The 8,121-nt window shown below is 51.5% G+C and carries 8 protein-coding genes; all 8 read right to left on the reverse strand.

The features are described from left to right. Nucleotides 1-10: 10 nt before the first annotated feature. On the reverse strand, nucleotides 11-4,039 hold the full coding sequence (rpoB, locus tag ACOTXR_RS23525) for a DNA-directed RNA polymerase subunit beta (protein WP_014882065.1): 4,029 nt from the start codon (nucleotides 4,037-4,039) through the stop codon (nucleotides 11-13). A 319-nt stretch (nucleotides 4,040-4,358) separates the two neighbouring features. Continuing rightward, entirely contained in the window at nucleotides 4,359-4,727 is a 369-nt protein-coding gene (gene rplL / locus ACOTXR_RS23530) for a 50S ribosomal protein L7/L12 (protein WP_014882064.1), read from the reverse strand. Between the two features lie 66 nt (nucleotides 4,728-4,793). Continuing rightward, on the reverse strand, nucleotides 4,794-5,291 hold the full coding sequence (rplJ, locus tag ACOTXR_RS23535) for a 50S ribosomal protein L10 (protein WP_004097644.1): 498 nt from the start codon (nucleotides 5,289-5,291) through the stop codon (nucleotides 4,794-4,796). A gap of 291 nt (nucleotides 5,292-5,582) precedes the next feature. Continuing rightward, a complete protein-coding gene (gene rplA / locus ACOTXR_RS23540) occupies nucleotides 5,583-6,287 on the reverse strand; it encodes a 50S ribosomal protein L1 (RefSeq protein WP_013095000.1) in 705 nt (234 codons plus the stop codon). Between the two features lie 3 nt (nucleotides 6,288-6,290). Then, nucleotides 6,291-6,719 (reverse strand): 50S ribosomal protein L11, encoded by a 429-nt coding sequence (gene rplK / locus ACOTXR_RS23545; protein WP_008503452.1) that lies wholly within the window; start codon nucleotides 6,717-6,719, stop codon nucleotides 6,291-6,293. Nucleotides 6,720-6,875: 156 nt separating this feature from the next. Then, nucleotides 6,876-7,421 (reverse strand): transcription termination/antitermination protein NusG, encoded by a 546-nt coding sequence (gene nusG / locus ACOTXR_RS23550; protein WP_003862341.1) that lies wholly within the window; start codon nucleotides 7,419-7,421, stop codon nucleotides 6,876-6,878. A 1-nt stretch (nucleotide 7,422) separates the two neighbouring features. After that, nucleotides 7,423-7,806, reverse strand: coding sequence for a preprotein translocase subunit SecE (secE, locus tag ACOTXR_RS23555; protein WP_013094999.1), 384 nt, complete (start codon nucleotides 7,804-7,806; stop codon nucleotides 7,423-7,425). A gap of 229 nt (nucleotides 7,807-8,035) precedes the next feature. After that, on the reverse strand, nucleotides 8,036-8,121 hold an 86-nt coding region (locus ACOTXR_RS23560), incomplete at its 5' end, for a hypothetical protein (protein ID WP_000740160.1).

The raw sequence follows: 8,121 nt of genomic DNA on the forward strand, positions 1-8,121 counted from the left end.
TGAGCGAGAATTACTCGTCTTCCAGTTCGATGTTGATACCCAGCGAACGAATCTCTTTCAACAGTACGTTGAAGGACTCTGGCATGCCCGGTTCCATCTGATGGTTGCCGTCCACGATGTTTTTATACATCTTGGTACGACCGTTCACGTCATCAGACTTAACGGTGAGCATTTCCTGCAGGGTGTATGCCGCGCCGTATGCTTCCAGCGCCCACACTTCCATCTCCCCGAAGCGCTGACCACCGAACTGTGCCTTACCACCCAGCGGCTGCTGAGTAACCAGGCTGTAAGAACCGGTAGAACGAGCGTGCATTTTGTCGTCGACCAGGTGGTTCAGTTTCAGCATGTACATGTAACCTACGGTTACCGGACGCTCAAACTGTTCACCGGTACGGCCGTCAAACAGCGTAATCTGACCAGACGTTGGCAGACCACCCAGTTGCAGCAGCTCTTTAATTTCAGCTTCTTTTGCACCGTCGAAGACCGGCGTTGCAATTGGCATACCTTTGCGCAGGTTCTCTGCCAGACGCAGCACTTCTTCATCGCTGAAGGTGTTCAGGTCGACTTTCTGACGAACGTCGGTACCCAGATCGTAGGCACGCTGGATGAATTCGCGCAGTTTCGCGACTTCCTGCTGCTGTTTCAGCATGGCGTTGATCTTGTCGCCGATACCTTTCGCAGCCATACCCAGGTGGGTTTCCAGAATCTGACCGATGTTCATACGAGACGGTACGCCCAGTGGGTTCAGTACGATATCTACCGGAGTACCGTTAGCATCGTGCGGCATATCTTCGATCGGGTTGATCTTAGAGATAACACCCTTGTTACCGTGACGACCTGCCATCTTATCACCAGGCTGGATCTGACGTTTAACGGCCAGATACACCTTAACAATCTTCAGCACGCCTGGTGCCAGATCGTCGCCCTGAGTGATTTTGCGGCGTTTCGCTTCGAGTTTTTTCTCGAACTCGTGTTTCAGTTCGTCATACTGCTCAGCCAGCTGTTCCAGCTGATTCTGTTTCTCTTCGTCGGTCAGGCCCAGTTCCAGCCAGCGATCGCGTGGCAGTTTGTCGAGCTTCTCAGCTTCAACGCCACCGGCAACCAGCACCGCATAAATACGGCTGAACAAACCTGCTTCGAGGATCTGCAGTTCTTCAGACAGGTCTTTCTTGGCCTGCTTGAGCTGCATCTCTTCGATTTCCAGCGCACGCTTATCTTTCTCAACGCCATCACGGGTGAAGACCTGAACGTCGATAACCGTACCGGAAACACCGTTTGGTACGCGCAGAGAAGAGTCTTTAACGTCAGACGCTTTCTCACCGAAGATGGCACGCAGCAGTTTCTCTTCTGGCGTCAGCTGGGTTTCACCTTTCGGCGTCACCTTACCAACCAGAATGTCACCGCCGGTCACTTCCGCACCGATGTAAACAATACCGGATTCATCCAGTTTGGAGAGCGCTGCTTCACCCACGTTAGGGATATCGGCCGTGATCTCTTCTGGCCCCAGCTTGGTGTCACGGGACACACATGCCAGTTCCTGAATGTGGATGGTGGTGAAACGATCTTCCTGAACCACACGCTCGGAGACGAGGATGGAGTCTTCGAAGTTGTAACCGTTCCACGGCATGAACGCTACGCGCATGTTCTGACCGAGCGCCAGTTCACCGAGGTCGGTGGACGGACCGTCTGCCAGCACGTCGCCGCGCTCAACTGGCTCACCCAGAGATACACAAGGCATCTGGTTGATACAGGTGTTCTGGTTAGAACGGGTGTATTTGGTCAGGTTGTAGATGTCGATACCCGCTTCGCCCGGATACATCTCGTCTTCGTTAACTTTGATAACGATACGGGATGCGTCAACGTACTGAACGGTACCGCCACGCTTAGCAACTGCAGTAACACCGGAGTCAACGGCAACAGCACGTTCCATACCGGTACCAACCAGCGGCTTATCAGCACGCAGAGTTGGAACGGCCTGACGTTGCATGTTCGCACCCATCAATGCACGGTTGGCGTCATCGTGTTCCAGGAACGGGATCAGGGACGCACCGACGGATACCACCTGCTGGGTGGATACGTCCATGTAGTCAACCTGGTCGCGGCTGAACAAGCTGGATTCGCCTTTGCTACGGCAGGTAACCAGATCTTCTACAAAGTGGCCTTCGTCATCCAGGTTGGAGTTCGCCTGAGCGATAACGTAGTTGCCTTCTTCGATAGCAGACAGGTAATGAATTTCGTCGGTTACAACACCGTCGGTCACTTTACGATACGGCGTTTCGAGGAAACCGTATTCGTTTGTCTGTGCGTACACGGACAGGGAGTTGATCAGACCGATGTTTGGACCTTCAGGCGTTTCGATTGGACATACGCGACCATAGTGAGTCGGGTGTACGTCTCGAACTTCGAAGCCTGCACGTTCACGGGTCAGACCGCCTGGGCCGAGTGCAGAGATACGACGTTTGTGCGTAATCTCAGACAGCGGGTTGTTCTGGTCCATGAACTGAGACAGCTGGCTGGAACCGAAGAACTCTTTCACTGCCGCAGAAATCGGCTTGGCGTTGATCATATCCTGAGGCATCAGGGTATCCAGATCGCCCAGAGACAGACGCTCTTTAACCGCACGCTCAACACGTACCAGGCCAACGCGGAACTGGTTTTCCGCCATTTCGCCTACGGAACGGATACGACGGTTGCCGAGGTGGTCGATATCGTCCACTTCGCCTTTACCGTTACGGATATCGATGAGCTTCTTCATCACTTCGATGATGTCGTCTTTGCTCAGGATACCGGAACCTTCGATCTCATCACGCAGCAGAGAACGGTTGAACTTCATACGACCTACCGCGGACAAATCGTAGCGGTCTTCGGAGAAGAACAGGTTCTCGAACAGGCTTTCAGCCGCTTCGCGAGTTGGTGGCTCACCAGGACGCATCATGCGGTAGATTTCAACCAGCGCGCTCAGACGATCGGTCGTTGGGTCGACGCGGATAGTCTCAGAGATATAAGGACCGTGGTCCAGATCGTTGGTGAACAGCGTTTCGATACGTTTGTGGCCAGACTGGCTCAGCTTAGCCAGCAGATCCAGGCTCAGCTCCATGTTAGCCGGACAGATCAGCTCGCCAGTTGATTCATCAACGTAATCTTTCGCGGCTACTTTTCCTGCAATGTACTCAACCGGAACTTCGATGTGTTTGATATCATCTTTTTCCAGCTGGCGGATGTGGCGCGCGGTGATACGGCGACCTTTTTCCACATACACTTTGCCGTCGGCTTCGATGTCGAACGACGCGGTCTCACCACGCAGACGTTCCGGCACCAGCTCCATCTGCAGCTTGTTGTCGCGGATTTCAAAGATCACTTTCTCAAAGAACAGGTCCAGGATCTGCTCAGTGGTATATTGCAGCGCACGCAGAATGATGGTTGCAGGCAGCTTACGACGACGGTCGATACGGACAAACAGGTTGTCTTTTGGATCGAACTCGAAGTCAAGCCATGAACCACGGTAAGGAATGATGCGTGCGTTATACAGTACTTTACCGGAAGAGTGTGTTTTACCTTTATCGCTGTCGAAGAAGACGCCCGGGCTACGATGCAGCTGGGAAACGATAACACGCTCAGTACCGTTGATAACGAAAGTACCGTTGTCTGTCATGAGTGGAATTTCACCCATGTAGACTTCTTGTTCTTTAATGTCTTTTACGGTGCCTTCCGGCGCTTCGCGCTCGTAGATCACCAGACGCAGTTTTACGCGCAGCGGTGCGGAATAGGTCACGCCACGGATCTGACATTCCTGAACGTCAAACACCGGTTCGCCAAGGCGGTAGCTGACGTACTGCAGCTCGGAGTTACCGCTGTAGCTCTGAATCGGGAACACGGAACGGAAGGCGGCTTCCAGACCGTACTGCCCTTCAGGATCTTGCTCGATAAACTTCTGGAACGAGTCAAGCTGGATAGAAAGGAGATATGGAATGTCCAGAACTTGTGGACGTTTACCAAAATCCTTACGAATACGTTTTTTCTCGGTATAGGAGTAAACCATAGGGTTCCTCAGCTCGCTGACAAGTCGACCCATCTGTCCGACGAAGGGACAGTTTGTGCAACACCATTTTGTGGACCGGAAAATTGAATACTTTCCGCAATACCTGTTGCTATCACGCTTAAATCATTTCGTCGCGATTTACACAGAGCGAGCACCCTGTCGCAATATATTAAGTCGTCGATAGAAACATGCATTGTCAGGACAATCAGCAGTCAAACAGTGTGAAATGCTACTGATGCCTTACAGCGCAAAAAGGCTGGTGACTAAAAAGTCACCAGCCATCAGCCTAATTGCTTAGGCTGCAACCAGAAGGGTTGGCTTATTTAACTTCAACTTCAGCGCCAGCTTCTTCCAGAGATTTTTTCAGTGCTTCTGCGTCGTCTTTGCTCACGCCTTCTTTCAGCGCAGCTGGAGCAGATTCTACCAGGTCTTTAGCTTCTTTCAGACCCAGGCCAGTTGCGCCACGTACTGCTTTGATAACAGCAACTTTGTTAGCGCCTGCAGCTTTCAGAATTACGTCGAATTCAGTTTTTTCTTCAGCAGCGTCAGCAGCTGGGCCAGCAGCAACAGCTACAGCGGCAGCAGCAGAAACACCGAATTTTTCTTCCATTGCAGAAATCAGTTCTACAACGTCCATTACGGACATAGCGGCAACTGCTTCAATGATTTGATCTTTAGTGATAGACATTTAAATTGTTCCTGAAAATCAGAATAAGTTTATACGTAAGCAAATGCTTTATAAAGATAACTGCGATTAAGCAGCTTCTTTTGCATCGCGAACAGCAGCCAGAGTGCGAACCAGTTTGCCAGCCGAAGCTTCTTTCATGGTTGCCATCAGGCGTGCAATTGCTTCTTCGTAGGTCGGCAGGGTTGCCAGGCGATCGATTTGCGATGCCGGGATCAACTCACCTTCAAAGGCTGCAGCTTTGACCTCAAATTTTGCATTCGCTTTCGCGAACTCTTTGAACAGACGAGCAGCAGCGCCCGGGTGTTCCATAGAGTATGCAATCAGGGTCGGACCAACAAACGTGTCTTTCAGGCACTCGAAAGGAGTACCTTCAACTACGCGACGCAGCAGGGTGTTACGAACAACACGCATGTATACGCCAGCTTCACGACCTGCTTTACGCAGTTCAGTCATTTTGTCTACAGTAACGCCACGGGAATCCGCAACTACTGCAGACAGCGCGCCTTTGGCTACTTCGCTGACTTCAGCAACAATCGCTTGTTTGTCTTGAAGATTTAAAGCCATTAGCTTTGCTCCTGGATGTTTGCCGGAACTCATGTTCCGGAACTCACTTCACTCTCCCAAACGGAAAGAGCGTCTTAATACGGTGAGCAGAAACAAGCCAGAATATCCAAAAATAATCTTAGCGTTCTGTCACCGTCTACGCAGGGGATTAAGTCTCTTGCGAAACACCTGCGGTCTTCGACGGAGGCCTGGATTAGGCCAGGCTCCAACGAACAATTCTTTTAGCCGCTAACTTTTGTTAGCAAACGTGGGGGTAAGATTGTAGACAAAATCACCGCCCACGTAAAGGCATTAGTTTGCAGCAGCGCTCAGGCCAGCCTGGTCAACTGCAACACCTGCACCCATGGTGGTGGAGATGCTAACTTTCTTGATGTACACGCCTTTCGCCTGAGTTGGTTTTGCTTTTTTCAGCGCAACCAGCAGAGCTTCCAGGTTTTCTTTCAGTTTGTCAGCGTCAAAGTCCACTTTACCGATGGTGGTATGGATGATGCCGTTTTTGTCGTTACGATAACGAACCTGACCTGCTTTAGCGTTCTTAACCGCTTCAGCAACGTTAGGCGTTACAGTACCCACTTTCGGGTTTGGCATCAGGCCACGTGGACCCAGAACCTGGCCCAGCTGGCCAACAACGCGCATTGCATCTGGAGATGCGATAACAACGTCGAAGTTCATTTCGCCTTTCTTGATCTGGTCAGCCAGATCTTCCATACCTACCAGTTCAGCGCCAGCAGCTTTAGCAGCTTCTGCGTTAGCACCCTGAGTAAATACAGCTACGCGAACGGAACGGCCAGTACCGTGTGGCAGTACAGTTGCACCACGAACGTTCTGATCAGATTTACGAGCATCGATGCCCAGGTTAACAGCAACGTCAACGCTTTCAACGAACTTAGCAGTAGCCAGTTCTTTCAGCAGAGCGATAGCTTCGTTGATGTCGTACTGTTTGGTCGCATCAACTTTGTCACGGATCACGGACATGCGCTTGGTCAGTTTAGCCATTTCTTAGTCCTCCACTACCAGGCCCATGGAACGTGCAGTACCTTCGATGGAGCGAGTCATCGCTTCAATGTCGGCACCAGTCATGTCGGCAGCTTTGGTCTGCGCGATTTCCTGCAGCTGAGCGCGGGAAATTTTACCCACTTTGTCTTTGTTCGGTTTACCGGAACCAGACTTGATACCCGCCGCTTTCTTCAGCAGAACTGCTGCTGGAGGGGTTTTGGTAACGAAAGTGAAAGAACGGTCAGCGTAAACAGTGATTACAACTGGGATTGGCAGACCTTTTTCCAGGGATTCGGTTTTGGCGTTGAACGCTTTACAGAATTCCATGATGTTCACACCCTGCTGACCCAGAGCTGGACCAACTGGTGGACTTGGGTTCGCCATACCAGCTGCAACCTGCAGCTTGACGTAGGCTTGTACTTTCTTAGCCATTCTAAAATCCTCTGATTGGGTAATAGCGCCTCAGGGAGGCTCCCCGTGAATAAAATTCGCTTTACGGGCCGAGACCCATAAAAACAAAAGGCGCGAAATTGTATTCCAATCTCGCGCCTTGTGCAACGATTAAATCGTCGCTTTTTTGATCGCTGCTTAGGCTTTCTCTACCTGAGCAAAGTCCAGTTCTACCGGGGTCGCACGACCGAAGATAGAGACGGAGACTTTCAGGCGGGACTTCTCGTAGTCCACTTCTTCAACCACACCATTAAAGTCAGCAAACGGACCGTCATTAACACGAACCATTTCACCCGGCTCAAACAGCGTTTTCGGACGCGGCTTATCACCCACCTGCTGCAGGCGGTTCATAATCGCATCAACTTCTTTGTCGCTGATTGGCGCCGGACGGTCAGACGTGCCGCCGATAAAGCCCATCACGCGCGGTACGCTGCGCACCAGGTGCCAGCTCGCGTCGTTCATAACCATCTGAACCAGCACGTAACCCGGGAAGAATTTGCGCTCGCTTTTGCGACGCTGGCCGCCACGGATCTCAACCACTTCTTCGGTCGGAACCATAACTTCGCCAAATAACTCTTCCATGTTGTGTAATTTGATATGCTCACGCAGCGACGTTGCTACGCGGCCTTCAAAACCGGAAAACGCCTGAACGACGTACCAGCGCTTTTTAGGGGCTTCAGACATCTCAGAACCTCAGGCCAGTGATAAAGGATACCAGGCGAACCAGAATACCATCCAGTCCCCACAGGATCAGTGACATTACAGCGGTAACCGCCGCTACAATCAGCGTGGTGTGCAATGTTTCCTGGCGAGTCGGCCAAATCACCTTGCGGACTTCGGTACGCGCTTCGCGTGCAAAAGCGACAGTCGCTTTGCCTTTCGTCGTCAACAGCGCGACACCACCCGCTGCAGCAATCAGAATTACCACTGCAAGCGCGCGTAGCGGCAGCATAATGTCACGATAAAGGTAGTTGCCGACAATCGCTACGATCAGCAGAACGGCTACCACTACCCATTTCATCGCTTCCAGGCCGCGCCCGCTCCCTTGAGCTTCGGTATTCGCACTCATAAACCAACCTGTCAGAAGTATTCTACAAACATTTTCACCCCGCGATTGCGAGGCAAACCAAATCGAAATGCTCATTCGCTTTTCGGATTATACGCTCTCTGCAGAGCCTGTCTCAGCAATGATTATGACAAAAATAATCACTGATGAGCCAGGTTCTGATCTGAAAGCGTGCAAAAAGGGCATCAAATGATGCCCTTTTATTGCGCATTGCGTCAAATGTTATCAGCAATTAGCCGAGAACTTTAGCAACCACGCCCGCGCCAACGGTACGGCCACCTTCACGGATTGCGAAACGCAGACCGTCATCCATCGCGA

Source organism: Enterobacter cloacae complex sp. IR53030 (assembly GCF_049238365.1).
GTDB classification, from domain to species: domain Bacteria; phylum Pseudomonadota; class Gammaproteobacteria; order Enterobacterales; family Enterobacteriaceae; genus Enterobacter; species Enterobacter kobei.